The sequence below is a fragment of the Lentzea sp. CC55 genome, from assembly GCF_021056325.1.
GTDB lineage: Bacteria > Actinomycetota > Actinomycetes > Mycobacteriales > Pseudonocardiaceae > Lentzea > Lentzea jiangxiensis.
The window spans coordinates 414,383-430,181 of record NZ_JAJCXE010000019.1 but is presented as its reverse complement, the minus strand read 5'-3'; the positions used below and the strand labels follow the sequence as shown (position 1 = coordinate 430,181).

The window sequence follows — 15,799 nt, the reverse complement described above, 5'->3', positions numbered from 1 at the left end:
CTCTACGCGAGGACGCTGCCGCAGGTGATGTTGACCTGCGATCCCGTGATCGTGCGCCCCCAGTCCGAGGCGGCGAACACCGCGACCCTGCCCACGTCCCGCAGCGTCGCCGCCCGTCCGAGCACCGTCTGCCCGACCAGGTCCGGTTCCACCCGGTCGCGGAGCTCCGCCGGGATCGACTCGGGGATGCCGCCGGTCTGCAGCGTCACCGCCCGGACCCCGTGCGGCCCCAGCTCCGCCGCGAGCTGCCTGCGCAGCGACTCGACCGCGTCGAACGCCGTGACCAGCCCTCCGAGGTGCCAGCGCCGGTGCACCGACCCGTCACCGCCGCCGCCGAAGAACAGGATGACGCCGCTCTTCTGCCGGACCATGTGCCGTGCGGCGGCGCGAGAGGTGAGGAACTTCGAGCGGACGTTCGTGACCACGGGACTCAGGTAGTCGTCGACGCTCATCTCGTGCAGCGGCGTGCCCTGGACGTCGTTGTCGGAGATGACGTTGACCGAGATGTCGATCCGCTCGAACGCGGCCGCGTGCTCGTCCACCGCCCGTTCGTCCAGGGCGTCGACCACGGCGTACTTCGCCCCGAGCCGCTCGGCCTTCGCCCTGAGAGCGGGCTCGGAGCGTGCGGCCAGGTGGACCTCGGCCCCCGCCTCGATGAAGGCCTGCGCGATCGCACCGCCGATCGTGCCCGCGCCGTAGATGACAGCGGTCTTCCCGTCGAGGTTCATGGGTTCGCCGGTCATCCGGTCAGCGTAGTCAGCCGGGAACGTCGCCGTCCGCCGGAGCGCGGCGATCCGGCGGAACGGGGTCGGTGAACGAGACCGGCTTGCCGGTGGAGCGGGCATGGGCGATCTCCCTGCTCGTGGACTCGCCGACGTACCCGCCGGGGTTGACGACCAGCACCCGGTCGGCCAGGTCGATCTTGCGCAGGTGGAGCGCGTCGAGCGCGGCCCTCTGCGCGTCGGTGACCACCCCGCCCGTCTCGCCCGGTGCGACGACGATGACACCCGCGAGGGTCAGGTCGCGGTTCGCCGCACGCATCTCCTCCACGAACCGGGTGGAGCCGCAGATGCAGACGATCTCAGGCCGGTCGGGCACGGCTCGGTCCTCCGGGTCGCACGGGAACCGCCAGTGTGCACCACGTCGTCGCCCGAGCGGCACGGCTCAGCGGAGCGCGACCGCCGCCTCGGCGGCCACGGCCTCCGCCACCGCGTTCAGCGCCGGCGAGTCGAGCTTCCACTGCTGCCAGTACAGCGGCACGGAGATCGTGCGTCCCGGTGCCAGGTCCACCAGCCCCTCCTGCAGCTGCTGCGGCGGCACCATCCCCCAGCCGAGGCCCGCCACGACCGCCCGCACGTACACCTCGGACGACGGCACGTGGTGGCGGTGCTCGGAGGCACCGCGGCCGCGGGTCAGGGTGCGCACGAAGCGGTCCTGCAGGTCGTCGTTGCGGTCGAACACCACGACCGGGGCGGAGGGCAGCCACGACTTCAGCGGGCCGTCGCGGTGCCCGTCCTGGAAGGACCGCGAGGCCATGGCCGCGTAGCGGATGTCGCCGAGCTTGCGCACCGAGCAGCCCGCCACCGGTTCGCGCGAGGACGTCACCGCGGCCATCACCACGCCCTGCCGCAGGAGCGCGGTCGTGTGGTCCTGGTCCTCGCGGTGGAGGTCGAACGAGATCCTCAGGCCGGGCGGAACCCGTTGCAGGGCGGGCAGGAACCACGTGGCTAGCGAGTCGGCGTTGACCGCGATCGGCACGCGCACCACGGCGTCCTCGCCGAGCGCCGCCCCGAGGTCCTGGTCGAGGGCCAGCAGTTGCCGACCGTAGCGGACCAGCACCTCGCCGGACGGCGTCAGCCTCACCGGGCGCGCCCGCACGAGCAGGACGCGGCCGGTGCGCTGTTCCAGCGCCTTGATGCGTTGCGAGACAGCGGAAGGCGTGATGTGCAGCGCTGCCGCCGCCGCGTCGAACGTGCCCGCGTCGACGACCGCGAGCAGCGTGCGCACCAGGTCGAGATCCATCACGGACGCTAATGATACGTAAGAACCTGTAGCTGGTCTCATCAAGAACGCGTCAATACCGTGGACGGCGTGAAAGACCTGTTCCTCGGCTTCGGCACCATGATGACCCTGATCGTCGCGATCGGCGCGCAGAACGCTTTCGTGCTGCGCCAAGGACTTCGCCGGCACGCGGTCGCGCGGGTCGTCGCCGTGTGCGCCCTCTCGGACGCGATCCTGGTCGCGGTGGGCGTCGCCGGATTCGGCGCGATCGTGCGGGCGTTCCCGCGGGCGATCACGATCGCGGCCGTCGTGGGCGGGACTTTCCTGCTGGGGTACGGGTTCCTGGCGGCACGGCGGGCGTTCCGGCCGTCCGCGCTCGACGCCGGAACCCGGACGAGCGGACGGCCCGTGCTGACGGCGCTGGCGCTGACGTGGCTCAACCCGCACGTCTACCTCGACACGCTGCTGCTGCTCGGCTCCATCGCGGCCGGCCGGTGGCTCTTCGGCGTCGGCGCGGTGACGGCGAGCGTCACGTGGTTCGTCGCGCTCGGTTTCGGCGCCCGGCTGCTCAGCCCGCTGTTCGCGCGACCCCGCGCGTGGCGGGTCCTCGACGGCCTGATCGCGGCCGTGATGATCACTCTCGGGGTGACCCTGATCGCCGGGTGGTGAAGTGGTGAGCGGGCGCGACCGGGATGGCCGCACGGCCGTTCCGGTTGCCGCCGCGGGGGTGCGTCCGCGACCATGCCGTCATGGCGCTCGGCACCGTCAGGTTCTTCTCGCCCGAGGACGGCTGGGGAGCGATCGCCTCACCGGAGCTGCCGGACGGCTGCGACGCGTGGGTGCACTTCAGCGCGATCGAGGCGGACGGCTTCCGCGTGCTGCGGGCGGGTGACCGGGTCGAGTTCCACTACGAGGAGGCCCGGCAGGACGGCTTCCGGTTCCGCGTGACGCGCGTCCGCGAGCTCTGACCCGGCTCACCCCAGCCGCACGGCCGCGGGCAGCCCCGCGCGGTCCGCCACGGGCCACGCCAGCGGATCGGGCCCGAGCTCGACGAGCTCGGCGACCTGCAACCGGGACCACGGGGAGATCTCCCGCGTGCCGTCCAGCACGGAGGCGGCGAACTCGGTCCACGGCACCCGTTCCACCGAGTCGACCTCGTCCGGGTTCGGCACCGCGTCGTCGTCGCAGAGCACGCGGAACACCGGGCACATCTCGTTCTCGACGACGCCGTCCATGACCGCGCGGTAGCGGAAGGCCGGGAGCAGCAGTTCGGGGGCGGAGCACCGCAGGCCCAGCTCGTCGCGCAGGCGGCGGAGCACGGCCTGCGCCATGTCCTCCTCGGGCAGCGGGTGGCCGCAGCAGGTGTTCGTCCACAGACCGGGGAACGTCTTCTTGTGCAACGCGCGGCGCGTGAGCAGCGTGTTGCCGGCGGAGTCGAACACGTAGCTGGAAAACGCCAGGTGCAGCGGCGTGTCCGCGTGGTGCACCACTGCTTTGTCCTCGACGCCGATGGCGGAGCCGTCCTCGGCCAGGAGCACTACCTGTTCCACAGTCACGCGCACCACGTAATCACACCCGGACCAAGATCGGGAAACGAGCGCCGGGGTGAACGCTCCAGCGCGGGGATAGCAGGCCTCCGGGTGGCGCAGGTCACCCTGAGGTCATGACTTCCCCGTTCGCTCAGGCTCACACCATGTTCCTGGTGCTGGTCAGCCCGGCGGGCCAGTACTCGATCTGGCCCGCGGTGCTGCAGGTGCCGGCAGGCTGGCAGGTCGTCCACGGAGTCGCGTCCAAGCAGTCCTGTGCGGACTACCTGGACGCGCTCCGTGCCGACCTGCCGATGGCCGCCTGATGACAAGCAGCCCCACTACTGTCAGAGCAACCTGATGTACCCGTGCGACGAGACAGCGCCGTGCTCGTTGCTGCCCGCGTACGACGCCGTGAAGCCTTGCAGCAGCGTCGACAGGCCGATCAGCAGCGACGCCTGGGCGTCGCAGGTGGCCTTGCCGGACGAGCCGGTCGTCGCGGTGCAGAGCGGGTTGCCCTTCACCGTGCGGAAGACGACCTGCTGACCGGCGATCGGCGCCCCGGTGTGCTTCTCGGTCAGCGTCGCGTTGAGACCGCGGACCGTGAAACCGAGGAGCCGCAACTGCAGCGCGGCGGTGCCGGACACGAGCTTCGACGTGGCGGGCGGCACGAAGTTGATCGCGATGCCCACCGGGCGCTGACCCACGGCGACGGTGCCGGTGACCGTGTCGGACGCCGTGTCGATGATCGACACCGTGTTGCTGTTGAAGTTCGTGACGTAGGCGGACGCACCGTCCGGCGTGAGGGCCACGCTGATCGGGCGGTCGCCGACGACGACCTTCCGCAGTTCGGTCATCGTCGTGAGGTCCACGACGGAGACCGTGTCGAACTCGCTGTTCGTCACGTACGCGCGGGTTCCGTCCGGCGTCAACGCGATGCCGTGCGGCGTGAAGCCGACGGCGGCGGTGCCGGCGACGGTGCGCGTGGCCACGTCGATGGCGGAGACGCTGTCCGATCCCTTGTTCACCACGTACATCCGCGTGCCGTCCGGCGAGGCGGCGATGGCGGTCGCCGCGTTGCCGACCGGGATCGTGGCGGCGACGGAGTTGGACGTGGTGTCGATGACCGAGACCTTGCCCGGTCCGGGGACGTCGTGCGTGACGTAGACGGCGGAACCGTCCTTCGTGACGACGACGCCGTCCGCGTTCGACCCGACCGCGACGGTCGCGGTGACCGCCAGGGTGGCCGTGTCGACCACGGAGACCGTGCCGTCGAGGTAGTTGGTGACGTAGGCGAAGCCACCACCGGGCGCCACCGCGACGCCCGCCGGGTGGGACCCGACGGGGACGGCCCTGTCGACCGTGTTGGTCGGCGTGTCGATGACCGTCAACGTGTTCTGCACGGAGTTCGTCACGTAGCCGCGGGTGCCGTCGAAAGCGACCGCTGCCATGTACGGCGAGTTGCCGCCGCTGTCCGCGATCGTCTCGGACACCGCGTTGGTGGCCGTGTCGATGACCGACACCCCGCCGCCGTTGTTGGCGACGTAACCCAGAACCCGGCCGGCGGGGGCCGCCTCGGCCGGGGTCACCACCACCAGTGCCGCGGTGACGGCCGCAGCCGTCACCAGTGGGCGCAACCGCATGTTCAATGCCTCCTGGCGCACGTCATCCCGACCTTCTCAGGACATCGCGACCGGCGGAGCGGGCGTTAGCCTCTTCAGCGCCTTCTCGAACCAGTGATCGGCGTACTCGGCGTCGTTGTAGCGCTCGATCTCGACAAAACCGTGCTTCGCGTAGAGGGTGCGCGCTTCCACGAGGTCCTTGCGGGTGTCGAGGCGCAACACGGTGATGCCGCGCTGCAGGGCTTCGGTCTCCATTGCCGCGAGCAACGCCGACGCGACACCCTTGCCGCGGAACGGCTCGCGCACGAACATCCGCGTCAGCTCACCGACGTCGCCGGTCAGGAACCGCATGCCCAGGCACCCGACGTCCTCGCCGTCGCCGGACGCCACGAGGAACACCGGCACGTCGTGGTCCTGCTCGTCGCGTTCGTAGGCGTCGATCTCGGCGTCGTCCGCCGGCCGGCCCCAGTAGCGGCTGATCATCTCGGCGTTGTACTCGCGGTTGAGCGGCGAACGCGCGGCATCGGCGGCCGTCACGGTCCAGGTGGTCATGGGACCATCATCGGAAACCCGTCCACTGTGATTCAGGTCACTGCAACACCGACACCGCGAGAAGCCAACTGGGGGCGTGATGTTCGCGGAGCTGTTCGACGAGCACGCCCACCCGCTGCACCGATATCTGGCGCGGCGGGTCGGTGTCGACGTGGCTGACGACCTCGTCAGCGAGACCTTCCTCGCCGCCATGCGCGGCAAGGAGAGCTACGACCCGGAGAAGGGCAGCGTCGTCGGCTGGCTCTACGGCATCGCCACGAACCTGTTGCGCGGCCACGCCAAGCGCGAGACCCGCCTGCTGCGCACCGCCGAGCGCTACGGCGTCGACCTCGGCGTCGCCGAGTCGCTGGAGCACACGGTGGTGACCCGCATCGACGCCCGGTCGCACCTGAGGCTGATCGCCGGCGAGCTGAGCAGGATGCAGACCTCGGACCGCGACCTGCTGCTGCTCGTGTCGCTCGCCGGCCTGACCGTGCAGGAGGCCGCGCAGGCCCTCGCGATGAACCCGGCCACCGCCCGGTCCCGTCTGCACCGGCTGCGCACCAAGCTGAAGGAACTGGAGCTCCGCCATGCGTGACCTGCTGGACGACGACCTCGCGGAGCTGTACCCGGTGCGGGGCAGCGACGACGTGCGCCTGGCCCGCCTGCGCGAGCAGCTCTTCGCCGAGAAGCCGCGGCCCCGCTCCCGCAACTGGGCGGGCGTCGCGGCGGCGGTCGTGGCGGTCGTGCTGATCACCGGCCTCGTGGTGTTCCTGCGTCCGGACCGGTCCGCCCCGGACGTCGCCGAGATGCCGACCGCGCCCGCCACGAACCTCGCCGAGGCCGCGACGTTGCTGGAACGGTCGCAGCCGCGCGGCAAGTACAGGCACATCAGGTACGAGACGTGGGAGACGTTCTCGATCACCGGCAACGGCACGACGACCGCACTGCAGTCGGAGTTCGTCGTCGAGGTCTGGCTGCCGACCGCCAAGGGCCAGCACGTGCGGACCCACCGCAGGCCCACCGGCCGCACGCGCCCGGTGCCCGGCATCGCGATGGCCGCCGAGTACGACTTCAGCAAGATCTACACGGGGCCGTCGATGTGGGGCACGGTCTGCCCGACGACGCCGTGCCACGAGACGAGCCTGCTGAACCCGTTGAGCCAGAACCCCGCGGAGACGATCGGTTCCGGGTCGTCGGCGTTGCTCTCGCCGTTCACCACGAACGAGCGCAAGGCGGTGCTGTACCGCCAGCTCGCCGCGATTCCCGGTGTCCGCTACGACAACGGCCTGGTGACCGCGGACGGCAGCAAGGCGTCGTTCACCCTCGACCCGCGGACGGGCGAGGTGACCGGGTACGAGGAACGCCAGGTCATCGCGGGCAGGGCGCTTCCGGCGGGCACCGTGCTCCAGTCGACCACCGTCACCTCCGAGTGGACCGATCAGCGGCCGTCGTAGGAGCGGGGCAGGTACCAGGCCAGGGCGGCGCGCAGCTCGGCGACGTCGCGCTCGCGCCGCCTCCTGGTCCGCTCGTGGGCAACCGGGAACACGCGCACACCGCCGTGGTGCGCGCCGAAGAAGCGGCGTGGCGCCGGGTCCTTCAACCAGACGACGACCCACGGCCTTTTCTTGTGCGGCACCACGCGCACGCGGGCGAGCTCGTACCACCAGTACTGGTGGAACTTGCCGTTGCGCGTCGTCGCGATGCCCTCACGGCTGATCTCGATGACGACCTTGCGGCGGGCGGCGGCGCTGAAGTACCGCGCCGCGCGCACGATGAGCACGCAGAACGCGGCCAGCGCGAGCAGCTGTGTGGCGCCGTTGGCCTGGGCCGCCGGATCGGCGATCGCGGCGGCGAGCAGGGCCACGGCGAGGTTCAGCCCGCCCCACGCCATCGGCACGAACCGCGAGGTCGAGAACGTCGCCGCCGCGGGCGTCATCGGCGCGGGCATCTTCGTGGTCGGCGGCTTGGGCGTGGCGACCTGGGCGAGCATCCGGGTGACCTCGGCGGGCTCCGGGCGCTTGGCCGGGTCGCGGTGCATGCACTTCTGCACCAGCGGGCGCAGCGCCTTGGGCACGCCGTCGATGTCCGGCTCGCCGTGCGCGGCCTTGTAGAGCAGCGTCGCCGTCGGCCCCTCGCCGAACGGGCCCCTGCCCGTCGCGGCGTAGACCAGCACCGCGCCCAGCGCGAAGACGTCGCTCGGGGACGCGACCTCCTGGCCGGTGATCTGCTCGGGCGAGAGGAAGCCCGGCGTGCCGAAGACCATGCCGGTCTCCGTCAGCGCCGTGTGCTCCATCGCGCGCGAGATGCCGAAGTCGATGACACGCGGCCCGTCCGCGCCCAGCAGGACGTTCGACGGCTTGAGGTCGCGGTGGACGAGGCCCGCGCGGTGGATGGCGGTGAGCGCCTCGGCCAGTCCCTCGGCGAGTCGTCTCAGGTGGTGCTCGGGCAGCGGGCCGTGGCGTTCGATCGCCTCCTGCAGCGTCGGGCCGGGCACGTACTCCGTGGCCATCCACGGCCGCGGCGCGCGCGTGTCGGCGTCCACGACCGCCGCCGTGCCGGCACTGCCGACCGCGCGGGCCATCTGCACCTCGCGGCGGAACCGCTCGCGGAAGCGCGGGTCGTCGGCCAGCTCTGCACGGGCGACCTTGACGGCGACCTGCCGCCCGTCGCTGCCTTGTCCCAGGTAGACCGTTCCCATGGCACCACGGCCGAGCCTGCCCAGGAGCAGGTAGTCGCCGATGCGCTGTGGCTGGTCCACCTTCACCGGATCGAGGGTAGCGGGAACTCGGGCCGAAACCTCACATCTGAGTAGATCTACGTACGCTAATCACCCATGGGTCGGACAAGGTTGTACCGCAACGGCGAACTCGTCGACTCGAACTTCCCGTTCGAGGAGGTCTCGGACCACCTCGGGGACCCGTCCGCCGTCGTGTGGTTCGACCTGTGCGCCCCGTCGGAGGCCCAGACGGCTCTGCTGCGCGACGAGCTGGGGTTGCACGAGCTCGCCATCGAGGACGCGTTCTCCGAGCGGCAGCGCCCGAAGGTCGACCGCTACCCCACCCACCTCTTCCTCTCCGTCTACGCGGTCCGGTACGAGGAGCACGAGCTCAAGACGTGCGAGGTCGACATCTTCGTGACCCGGAACGCGCTGGTGACGGTGCGCGAGAGCGAGGACTACGACCTCGCGGGCGTGCAGCGCCGCTGGGACGCCGCGCCGACGCTGGCGGGCGCGGGCATCGGGTTCCTGCTGCACGGCCTGCTCGACGACCTGGTGGACGGCCACTACGCCGTCGCGCAGCAGCTCGACGACGCGATCGAGGACCTCGAGGACCGGATCTACGACGAGAAGCCGGACGTGGGCCGCGAGGCGCTGCGGCTCAGGCGCGCTCTGGTCCAGCTGCGGCGTGTCGCGCTGCCGATGCGCGAGGTGCTGGGCTCGCTGCTGCACCGCGACCACGAGCTCGTCGACGACGTGATGATGCCGTACTACCTCGACGTCAAGGACCACACGCTGGTCATCGCCGAGATGACCGAGTCGATGCGCGAGCTGGTCACGAACCTGCGCGAGGCCGAGGTCGCCGTGCAGGGCAACCGGCTGAACTCGATCATGAAGAAGGTGACGAGCTGGGCCGCGATCATCGCGGTGCCGACCGCGATCTCCGGGTACTACGGCATGAACGTCCCGTATCCCGGCTTTGAGCAGAGGTGGGGCTTCCTGGTCGCCACGCTGGGTATCTTCGGCCTCTCCTACTTCCTGTACGTGATGTTCAAGCGCCGCGATTGGTTGTGAGCCAGTTTTGAAGATCCACCTGACCCGCCGCGACGAGCTCGCCGTGATCACGATCGACGCGCCGCCGCTCAACCTCTACGCCCTCGACCTCGACGCGGAGTTCCACGAGGCCCTGGACGAGCTGGGCGACGCACGGGCGTTGCTGGTCAACGCCACGGGCAAGGTCGTGTCGGGCGGTGTCGACGTGTCGCTGTTCGCCGCGCAGGAGTACCGCGAGGAGGCGCAGCAGCTGTTCGACCGCATGCTGCTGCTCCCCCGGCGCCTCGCCGTGCTGCCGATCCCGACCGTCTTCGCGGCGCACGCCCTGTGCCTGACCTGGGCCTTCGAGCTGGCGGTGGCGTGCGACCTGCTGGTGGCCGCACAGTCGGCGCGGTTCGGCCTGGTCGAGAAGGTCGTGGGCCTGACGCCGACGATGGGCGGCACGCAGCGCCTGGCGGCCCGCGCGGGGGTGGCTCGGGCGAAGGAGCTCGTCATGACGGGCGACCTCTACGGCGCCGCGGAGCTGGAGCGCTGGAACGTCGTGAACCGCGTGTTCCCGGACGAGGGCTTCGCGCTGGCCGCCGAAGAGTTCGCGCTGGCGCTCGCCGTCGGCCCGACGAAGGCGCATTCCGCGACCAAACAGGTCCTCGCGCATTTCGAGAACGGCGGCGTCCCGGAGGCCGACGCGCACGTCACGACGATCGCCTCGGGGTTGTTCGAAACGGAAGACCTGCCCCGCGCCGTGCACAGCTTCCTCACCGACGGCCCCGGCCGCGCGACGTTCACGGGTCGCTGACCTCACACATCGAAGAACCGAATACCGCGGTGGTGAAACCGTGATCTGCCTGCCCGCACGTCCCGGTCGATTCCCGCCGAACGGGAAGATGATGTTGCGGCGCAACGGGATCAGCTTGACTCCGCACGTCGGCACGTGCAGTGTGCCTACCGTTCCAAGGCCCCCGGTACGAACTCGGTCGCACGAGTTCCGCGCACATTCCGCAACGGCCGACGACACAATCAGCGCGTTCACGGTCCCCCGTCGTGAACGCGCGTGGAGGTGGATCCAGCCGTGAAACCGAGAATGGCCGTGCTGCTGACCGGTGGTGTCGTCGCGCTGGCCGCCTGCTCCCCGACCGGGGCGGCCCCACCGGCACCGGTCGCGGACGGCACCAGCGCCACCTCGAGCAGCACGACCAGCAGTTCCCCCGCCCCGAGCAGCAGCTCGGCGGCCCCCAGCTCCTCGGTGGCCTCCGCCACGAACGGCCCCGTGAAGCCCCCCGCGAACCCCGGCACCCCCGCGCCGGCGGGCTCCCCGGGCTGGAAGCTCACCCAGGCCAACACCGGCCTGGCCGCGCACGGCCTGAAATGCGACTCCCTGCCCCTCTACACGGGCCCCGCCGCCCCGCCCGCGGGCACCGTGATCTCCGGCAAGCGGGTCGAACAGGCCCTGACCCTCTTCGCGGGCGGCATCACCGTCGAGAAGTCCTGCATCCGCCCCACCCGCCTCGGCGAGACCGCACCCCTCATCACCACGAACGGCCCCTGCGGCAGCAACTCGTGCCAGGTGACCGGCGGCCCGGTCACCATCCGCGACTCGAACATCGACGGCTCGGCCCTCCCGGCCAAGACCATCGCGGGCTCGTGCGCGTTCCTGGGAGTCGGCACCCTGCAACGCAACTACATCAGCGGCATGGGCTCCGGCATCTGCTTCTTCAACACCGGCCACTCCCTGAACGCCCTGGCCGAAGGCAACTACGTCCGAGGCCTCCGCTCGGAGGGCGAGTCCCACAACGACGGCGCCACCGTCCGAGACTTCCCGCTGGACAAGAACGCGGGCCGCACCCTGGCGTTCCGCAACAACCGCATCGACTGCTCCACCGGCAACGACACCGGCGCGCTGTTCATCCAGACCTACGGCAACGACATCGACAACGTCACCGTGGAGGGCAACCTGCTCGAGGGCGGCGGCTACCAGCTGGGCCTCGAGTCGGGCTTCGGCCACAGCTACGGCCGCAACATGAGGTCCATCAACAACCGCTTCACCGGCACGGGCTGGGGCGCGGCCTACGTGAGCCAGAACGGCACCGCCCACAAGTGGGCGGTGTGGCAGGAGAACTACGTGCACGACCCGAACGCTCCGGACGGCAAGGGAAAGCCGGCGGCCACGCCCTGACGGCCGGCCGCCCGCTTCCTGCCACCGGGCCCTCGGCCCGAGACGGAGGCGGTGGCGTTCGCGGGGAGCGGCGGACCAAAGCCGAAGGCGGGGCGTCCTTCCGGACGTGCGGGGCGGGAAAACGGCCCTCGCAAGCCGGTCCGCACAGGCGACGACCCCAGGCCTCACCCGTTGTCCCGCAACCTCGACCACCGGGAGCTCAGCGAGTCCCAAATGGCCTGGTACTGCTCGAACATCTCCCGAACCCGCTCGGCGTCCACCTCCTCCGCGGACGTGGACGCGACGTAGTACGTGAGATCGTCCTCCAGCCGGTGGAACCGGTGGGACGCGTCCTCCATCAACACCCACAAAGACCGCCAAGCGAAGAACGGCTCCAAAGCGGACACCACGGTCACCACCGCGACGAGCGCGAACGCCGTCCCGGTCCAGGGGTTCAGGTTCTGCAGTCCGAGGATGATCGTCGACACCGCCGAAAGCACCAAAGTGGTCAGTCGGACAGTTACCGACTTCCACCGGAACTGGTGCTTGCGCGAACGGGCGTACTCGTGCCCGCGGGTGATCTGTCCAAGAAGGTGGTTGGCGAGTTCCAGCGGCTTCAAGCCGGACGGCAAGTCGGTCACGCGCCGCACAATAGTTTCCGGGTAGCTTTCCCGCGTGCAGTTCGATGGACCGAGAACCTTGCTGGCCGTCCACGCCCACCCCGACGACGAGTCGCGGTCGACGGGAGGCGTCCTCGCCCTTTACGCCCAGCAGGGCGTTCGCGTCGTCCTCGTCACGTGCACCGGCGGCGAGCTGGGTGACATGCCCGGCGGGATCAAGCCGGGCGATCTCGACCACCACCCGCAGGCGGTGGCGGCCAGGCGCAGGACGCAGCTGTTCGCGGCGTGCGACGTGCTGGGCGTCACGGACCTGGAACTGTTGGGGTACCACGACTCCGGGGAGACCGGGGAGGTGCCGCCCGGCGCGTTCTGCTCCATCCCCGTCGAGACGGCGGCGGGACGGGTCGCCGCGCTCATCGAGCACTACCGGCCGCAGGTGGTCGTCACGCACGACCACCACAACCCGCACCAGCACCGCGACCACGTGCACGCGGCTCGGGTGGCGCACCTCGCGGCCAGGGAAACGGGCATTCCGGCCAAGCTGTACCTCGAGGCGCACGAAAGCCAGGCCACGACGACGATCGACACGTCGTCGGTGGCGGAGCTCAAGCGCAAGGCGATGTACTGCTACGAGAGCCAGTCGCTCATCGGGAAGCTGACGGCGCGGCAGCGGTCCTCGACCGAGTCCTACATCCGCGCCATAGACACGACGAACGCTCCCCTGCCGGAGACGGACCTCTTCGCCGGCATCAGGCACCACGGGCCGGATCTGCCGCGGTGGTGAGGAGCCGCAGGTGGTGGTCCGCGACCGCGGAACAGCGGGACGTTCGGCAGCCGGGACCACCACCGGACCCGGACCGCACGAACGCCCCGCTACCGGGGACAGAACTGTCCGCGCGTCCGTCCTAAACGGACACCCGGCGGCCGAGCGAGGTGCACCGGAAGCCCGCGCGGCCGAGGACGTCCGGGTCCAGGATGTTGCGGGTGTCGACGACGACGGGCTGCTTCACGGCCTCGGACAGCCGCGCCCAGTCCAGCGAGCGGAAATCCGGCCACTCGGTCAGCACGACGAGGGCGTCGACGTCCTTCGCCGCCTGGTACGGATCGTCCACAACGGACACCGCGCCGAGGTCGGTGCCGCCGGTCAGGGCCGGGTCGTAGCCGACGAGCTCCGCGCCGGCCTGCTTCAGCAGAGCGGCCACGGCCAGGGCGGGCGAGTCGCGCAGGTCGTCCGTGCCCGCCTTGAACGTGAGGCCCAGCAGGCCGAGGCGGACGTGGGACAGCGAGCCACCGCGCTTGCCGGTGACGGCCAGGCGCACCTTCTCGACCATCCGCTGCCGCTGGCGCTCGTTGGTGTCGATCGTGGCGCGCAGGAGGCGGAACTCGAAGTCGGCGGCGTCCGCGACCTGGAGCATGGCGTGCGTGTCCTTGGGCAGGCAGGAACCGCCCCAGCCGGGGCCGGGGTTGAGGAAGGCCTGGCCGATGCGCTTGTCGTAGCCCATGCCCTCGGTGACGTCGGTGATGTTGGCACCGAGCCGCTCGCACAGCTCCGCGACCGCGTTGACGTACGAGAGCTTCATCGCGAGGAAGCAGTTCGCCGCGTACTTGACCATCTCGGCGGAGGCGGCGTCGGTCAGCACCGTCGGCGCGCCGAGGCGGGCGTACAGGGCGGCGACGCGCTCGGCGGCGTCCTGCTGGTCGCAGCCGACGACGATGCGGTCCGGGTTCAGGAAGTCGTGCACGGCCGTGCCCTCGCGCAGGAACTCGGGGTTCGAGACGACGGCCACGTCGTCGCGGCGCAGCAGCTCCGCGGTGCGCAGCGAGGTGCCGACGGGCACGGTGGACTTGTTGACGATCACGCAGCCGGACGGCAGCAGGTCGCGCGTCTCGTCCACAACGGACTCGACGGCCTGCAGGTCCGCGATGCCGCCCACGCCCATCGGCGTGGGCACGCAGAGGAAGACGACCTCGGCGTCGGCGACGGCGGCCGAGGCCCCGAGGACGAACGACAGGCGACCGGAGGCCAAACCCTCGGCGACCAGTTCGGCAAGACGTGGTTCGAGGATGTCGACCTCGCCGCGCGAGAGGCGCTCGACCTTGCCCGCGTCGACGTCCGCGCACACCACGCGGTGCCCGAGCGACGCGAGGCAGGCGCCCGTGGTCAGACCGACGTAGCCGGTGCCGACGACAGCGATCCTTCTGACGAACATCATTCTCCCGTTCGGTTCACGGCGAACGCGCGGAGCACGGCGTCGTCGCTCACGTCGATCATCTTGTTGCCCCACCGGTCGGTTCCGGCGCCGAGCTCGGGCCTGCCGCCGGGGAACGGGCCGCGCGAGACGAAGCCGGTGAGCCCGTCGAACACCGCGACGTAGTTCTCGGCCTGCGGACGCCAGTCGAGCACCGCCTCGCAGCGGCGGCGGCCCTCGAAGCCGAGGCGGCCGCGCCGTTCCGCGTCGTCGAGCAGGTCGAGCAGCGCCGTGGTGAACCCCTCCACGTCACCCGGCTCGACCAGCACGGCGCACTCGCCGGCGGACACCACGGTCTCCTGCAGCCGGTACGTGACGACCGGCAGCGCGTAGGCCATGTACTCCATGGTCTTGTTCATAGTGGACACGTCGTTCAAAGGCGACAACGGATCCGGGCCCAGTCCGACCGACGACGTGGACAGGTAACGGGTGATCTGTTCGGGCCCGACCCGTCCGGTGAACTCGACGTAGGGATCGAGCTCCCAGGCCGTGGCCTGCTTCTTCAGGTCCTCGAGGCAGTCGCCGAAGCCCAGCAGCGCGAACCGGACGTCGGTCCGGCCGCGGTCGAAGACCACCCTCCGCGCGACCTCGAGGACGCCGTCGACGCCGTCTTGCGGTCCCATGATTCCCAGATACGCCACCAAGTGTTTGCCGCCGCGTCGCAGTTCGTCCACGCCTTCGACAGGCCGCATCACGGTGGTGTCGGGACCGGAGCGCACGACGGTGGTGTGCTCGGGCGGCACGGAGCCGCGCGTCCACGCGATCTTCTGGTACGAGGTGTTGGTCGACGTCACCCTGTCGGCCGTGCGGAACGTCCTGCGCTCCAGCCACTTCAAGATCCGGTACTGCAGCTTGCCCGCGATCCCCCGGGGCTCGCCGAAGCGGGAGAGGAACACCTCGGGGTTGAGGTCGTGGTGGTCGAAGACGAACTTCACGCCACCGAGCCGCCAGAGCAGTGCGAGCGCCCAGTAGGTGTCCGGCGGGTTGCAGGCCTGCATGACGTCGAACCGCCTGCGGGCGCGGACCTTCACGCTCAGCAACGCCGTGCGCACCCAGCAGTACAGGAACTCCCACGCGTAGCCCAGCGCGCCCTCGGCCTGGGGCGGCGGAGCGTACTTGTGGAGGTGCACCCCGTCGAGGAGCTGGTAGGCGGGATCACCCGGACCCTTCGGGCAGATCACCGAAACCTCGTACCCGGCGGCCGTCAGGGCACGGCACTCCAGCCACACCCGGCGGTCCAGAGGCACGGGGAGGTTCTGCACGATGATCAACACGTGCGGCGATGACGTCACGCTCTGGTTCTCGTTCCGGAGGGCGAAACGGTTA

The 15,799-nt window shown here is 70.5% G+C and carries 20 protein-coding genes; 9 read left to right on the top strand and 11 right to left on the bottom strand.

The window, feature by feature from the left end:
- Positions 1 to 2: 2 nt before the first annotated feature.
- The 3 genes from L6E10_RS13720 to L6E10_RS13710 form a co-directional block, all read right to left on the bottom strand.
- Positions 3 to 728, bottom strand: coding sequence for an SDR family NAD(P)-dependent oxidoreductase (locus L6E10_RS13720; RefSeq protein ID WP_236220121.1), 726 nt, complete (start codon positions 726 to 728; stop codon positions 3 to 5).
- A 28-nt stretch (positions 729 to 756) separates the two neighbouring features.
- Positions 757 to 1,098, bottom strand: coding sequence for a hypothetical protein (locus tag L6E10_RS13715; RefSeq protein WP_236219891.1), 342 nt, complete (start codon positions 1,096 to 1,098; stop codon positions 757 to 759).
- Positions 1,099 to 1,164: 66 nt separating this feature from the next.
- A complete protein-coding gene (locus tag L6E10_RS13710) occupies positions 1,165 to 2,022 on the bottom strand; it encodes a LysR family transcriptional regulator ArgP (RefSeq protein ID WP_236220120.1) in 858 nt (285 codons plus the stop codon).
- Between the two features lie 99 nt (positions 2,023 to 2,121).
- On the opposite strand from L6E10_RS13710, the gene L6E10_RS13705 reads away from it, so the two are divergent.
- Both L6E10_RS13705 and L6E10_RS13700 read left to right on the top strand, forming a co-directional pair.
- Complete coding sequence (locus tag L6E10_RS13705; protein ID WP_236220119.1) at positions 2,122 to 2,670, top strand: LysE/ArgO family amino acid transporter; 549 nt, start codon at positions 2,122 to 2,124, stop codon at positions 2,668 to 2,670.
- An 80-nt stretch (positions 2,671 to 2,750) separates the two neighbouring features.
- Positions 2,751 to 2,969: a cold-shock protein gene (locus tag L6E10_RS13700; RefSeq protein ID WP_236219890.1), complete on the top strand. Its 219-nt coding sequence runs from the start codon at positions 2,751 to 2,753 to the stop codon at positions 2,967 to 2,969.
- 6 nt (positions 2,970 to 2,975) lie between these two features.
- Here the strand turns inward: L6E10_RS13700 and idi are convergent, their stop codons facing one another.
- Positions 2,976 to 3,551 (bottom strand): isopentenyl-diphosphate Delta-isomerase, encoded by a 576-nt coding sequence (gene idi / locus L6E10_RS13695; RefSeq protein WP_236220118.1) that lies wholly within the window; start codon positions 3,549 to 3,551, stop codon positions 2,976 to 2,978.
- 113 nt (positions 3,552 to 3,664) lie between these two features.
- Here idi and L6E10_RS13690 point away from each other — a divergent pair, with 113 nt between their 5' ends.
- On the top strand, positions 3,665 to 3,853 hold the full coding sequence (locus L6E10_RS13690) for an MbtH family protein (RefSeq protein WP_236219889.1): 189 nt from the start codon (positions 3,665 to 3,667) through the stop codon (positions 3,851 to 3,853).
- A gap of 21 nt (positions 3,854 to 3,874) precedes the next feature.
- Here L6E10_RS13690 and L6E10_RS13685 read toward each other — a convergent pair whose 3' ends face one another.
- On the bottom strand, positions 3,875 to 5,170 hold the full coding sequence (locus L6E10_RS13685; RefSeq protein ID WP_236219888.1) for a beta-propeller fold lactonase family protein: 1,296 nt from the start codon (positions 5,168 to 5,170) through the stop codon (positions 3,875 to 3,877).
- Between the two features lie 36 nt (positions 5,171 to 5,206).
- Positions 5,207 to 5,701 carry a GNAT family N-acetyltransferase gene (locus L6E10_RS13680; RefSeq protein WP_236219887.1) on the bottom strand — a complete coding sequence of 165 codons (495 nt, stop codon included), beginning with the start codon at positions 5,699 to 5,701 and terminating at the stop codon, positions 5,207 to 5,209.
- 79 nt (positions 5,702 to 5,780) lie between these two features.
- On the opposite strand from L6E10_RS13680, the gene L6E10_RS13675 reads away from it, so the two are divergent.
- The gene (locus L6E10_RS13675; protein ID WP_236219886.1) at positions 5,781 to 6,278 is read left to right on the top strand and encodes an RNA polymerase sigma factor; all 498 of its coding nucleotides are present in this window, start codon (positions 5,781 to 5,783) and stop codon (positions 6,276 to 6,278) included.
- The gene (locus tag L6E10_RS13670; RefSeq protein ID WP_236219885.1) at positions 6,271 to 7,137 is read left to right on the top strand and encodes a hypothetical protein; all 867 of its coding nucleotides are present in this window, start codon (positions 6,271 to 6,273) and stop codon (positions 7,135 to 7,137) included. The genes L6E10_RS13675 and L6E10_RS13670 overlap by 8 nt, the downstream gene beginning before the upstream one ends.
- Here the strand turns inward: L6E10_RS13670 and L6E10_RS13665 are convergent.
- Entirely contained in the window at positions 7,122 to 8,447 is a 1,326-nt protein-coding gene (locus L6E10_RS13665; protein ID WP_236219884.1) for a serine/threonine-protein kinase, read from the bottom strand. The genes L6E10_RS13670 and L6E10_RS13665 overlap by 16 nt on opposite strands.
- A 69-nt stretch (positions 8,448 to 8,516) precedes the next feature.
- Between L6E10_RS13665 and L6E10_RS13660 the strand changes: the two genes are divergently transcribed.
- Positions 8,517 to 9,473, top strand: coding sequence for a magnesium transporter CorA family protein (locus L6E10_RS13660; protein WP_236219883.1), 957 nt, complete (start codon positions 8,517 to 8,519; stop codon positions 9,471 to 9,473).
- Positions 9,474 to 9,480: 7 nt separating this feature from the next.
- A complete protein-coding gene (locus tag L6E10_RS13655; protein ID WP_236219882.1) occupies positions 9,481 to 10,248 on the top strand; it encodes an enoyl-CoA hydratase/isomerase family protein in 768 nt (255 codons plus the stop codon).
- A gap of 230 nt (positions 10,249 to 10,478) precedes the next feature.
- On the opposite strand, the gene L6E10_RS13650 is transcribed toward L6E10_RS13655, so the two are convergent.
- Entirely contained in the window at positions 10,479 to 10,709 is a 231-nt protein-coding gene (locus L6E10_RS13650; RefSeq protein WP_236219881.1) for a hypothetical protein, read from the bottom strand.
- 10 nt (positions 10,710 to 10,719) lie between these two features.
- Between L6E10_RS13650 and L6E10_RS13645 the strand changes: the two genes are divergently transcribed.
- The gene (locus L6E10_RS13645; RefSeq protein WP_236219880.1) at positions 10,720 to 11,625 is read left to right on the top strand and encodes a hypothetical protein; all 906 of its coding nucleotides are present in this window, start codon (positions 10,720 to 10,722) and stop codon (positions 11,623 to 11,625) included.
- A gap of 164 nt (positions 11,626 to 11,789) precedes the next feature.
- On the opposite strand, the gene L6E10_RS13640 is transcribed toward L6E10_RS13645, so the two are convergent.
- Entirely contained in the window at positions 11,790 to 12,245 is a 456-nt protein-coding gene (locus L6E10_RS13640; RefSeq protein WP_236219879.1) for an SLATT domain-containing protein, read from the bottom strand.
- Between the two features lie 34 nt (positions 12,246 to 12,279).
- Between L6E10_RS13640 and L6E10_RS13635 the strand changes: the two genes are divergently transcribed.
- Positions 12,280 to 13,008, top strand: coding sequence for a PIG-L deacetylase family protein (locus L6E10_RS13635; protein WP_236219878.1), 729 nt, complete (start codon positions 12,280 to 12,282; stop codon positions 13,006 to 13,008).
- 121 nt (positions 13,009 to 13,129) lie between these two features.
- Here L6E10_RS13635 and L6E10_RS13630 read toward each other — a convergent pair whose 3' ends face one another.
- Positions 13,130 to 14,434: a UDP-glucose/GDP-mannose dehydrogenase family protein gene (locus tag L6E10_RS13630; protein WP_236219877.1), complete on the bottom strand. Its 1,305-nt coding sequence runs from the start codon at positions 14,432 to 14,434 to the stop codon at positions 13,130 to 13,132.
- Positions 14,434 to 15,765, bottom strand: coding sequence for a glycosyltransferase family 4 protein (locus tag L6E10_RS13625; protein WP_236219876.1), 1,332 nt, complete (start codon positions 15,763 to 15,765; stop codon positions 14,434 to 14,436). The genes L6E10_RS13630 and L6E10_RS13625 overlap by 1 nt, the downstream gene beginning before the upstream one ends.
- Between the last annotated feature and the right edge of the window lie 34 nt (positions 15,766 to 15,799).

What these genes read in the sequence shown, in the direction of transcription:
- L6E10_RS13720 (WP_236220121.1), bottom strand. Translation starts at nt 728, where the DNA reads ATGAACCTCGACGGGAAGACCGCTGTCATCTACGGCGCGGGCACGATC.
- L6E10_RS13710 (WP_236220120.1), bottom strand. Translation starts at nt 2,022, where the DNA reads ATGGATCTCGACCTGGTGCGCACGCTGCTCGCGGTCGTCGACGCGGGC.
- L6E10_RS13705 (WP_236220119.1), top strand. Translation starts at nt 2,122, where the DNA reads ATGATGACCCTGATCGTCGCGATCGGCGCGCAGAACGCTTTCGTGCTG.
- L6E10_RS13700 (WP_236219890.1), top strand. Translation starts at nt 2,751, where the DNA reads ATGGCGCTCGGCACCGTCAGGTTCTTCTCGCCCGAGGACGGCTGGGGA.
- L6E10_RS13690 (WP_236219889.1), top strand. Translation starts at nt 3,665, where the DNA reads ATGACTTCCCCGTTCGCTCAGGCTCACACCATGTTCCTGGTGCTGGTC.
- L6E10_RS13685 (WP_236219888.1), bottom strand. Translation starts at nt 5,170, where the DNA reads ATGCGGTTGCGCCCACTGGTGACGGCTGCGGCCGTCACCGCGGCACTG.
- L6E10_RS13680 (WP_236219887.1), bottom strand. Translation starts at nt 5,701, where the DNA reads ATGACCACCTGGACCGTGACGGCCGCCGATGCCGCGCGTTCGCCGCTC.
- L6E10_RS13675 (WP_236219886.1), top strand. Translation starts at nt 5,781, where the DNA reads ATGTTCGCGGAGCTGTTCGACGAGCACGCCCACCCGCTGCACCGATAT.
- L6E10_RS13670 (WP_236219885.1), top strand. Translation starts at nt 6,271, where the DNA reads ATGCGTGACCTGCTGGACGACGACCTCGCGGAGCTGTACCCGGTGCGG.
- L6E10_RS13660 (WP_236219883.1), top strand. Translation starts at nt 8,517, where the DNA reads ATGGGTCGGACAAGGTTGTACCGCAACGGCGAACTCGTCGACTCGAAC.
- L6E10_RS13630 (WP_236219877.1), bottom strand. Translation starts at nt 14,434, where the DNA reads ATGTTCGTCAGAAGGATCGCTGTCGTCGGCACCGGCTACGTCGGTCTG.